General features: G+C 73.3%; 1 protein-coding gene. It reads right to left on the bottom strand.

The genetic code is table 11. The features are described 5' to 3' along the window. Positions 1–490, bottom strand: a 490-nt coding sequence (locus tag BGN98_RS00410; RefSeq protein WP_502687799.1) for a DEAD/DEAH box helicase family protein, incomplete at both ends; no start/stop codon positions are given.

The following is a 490-nucleotide window of genomic DNA, read 5'->3' as shown; positions in this document are numbered from 1 at the left end:
TCGAATCGGGTCGTCGCCGACGGCTGCGGCGTCATCGATGCGATCGTGGCCAGCGTGCGGAGCGCTTCGAGCGGGGAGACCTCGACGCGCGGATGCCGCTGGGTGAGCGAATCGCGATAGTCACGCAGCACGGTGCGCAGGCGCACCAGAGCGTCGTCGACGTCGGCCACCTTGGGCTGCTCCGCCTTCTCGTTGCGCGTGATCGCGCGGATGAGATCGCGGTGCAGGTGGCGCGGCGAGACGGCGAGTCCGGGCAGTCCGATGCCGGCGAGGCGGTGGCGGACGCCTTCGAGGGTGGAGCGCCGCGCGCTGACCACGAGCACGCGCTTGCCGGCGCGCACGAGCTCGCCGACCGCGTTGATCACCGTCTGCGTGCCGCCGGTGCCGGGCAGCGTGTGCACGGCGAGCGACTGTCCGGCGGCGATGCGCGCGAGCACGGCCTCCTGCTCGGCATCCGCATCGAGCAGGAGCCGGTCGGCGGCGGGCGGTC

The organism is Microbacterium sp. 69-7, assembly GCF_001897985.1.
GTDB lineage: Bacteria > Actinomycetota > Actinomycetes > Actinomycetales > Microbacteriaceae > Microbacterium > Microbacterium laevaniformans.
The sequence above is the reverse complement of the archived record's forward strand: the minus strand, read 5'-3'. Positions and strand labels throughout refer to the sequence as shown.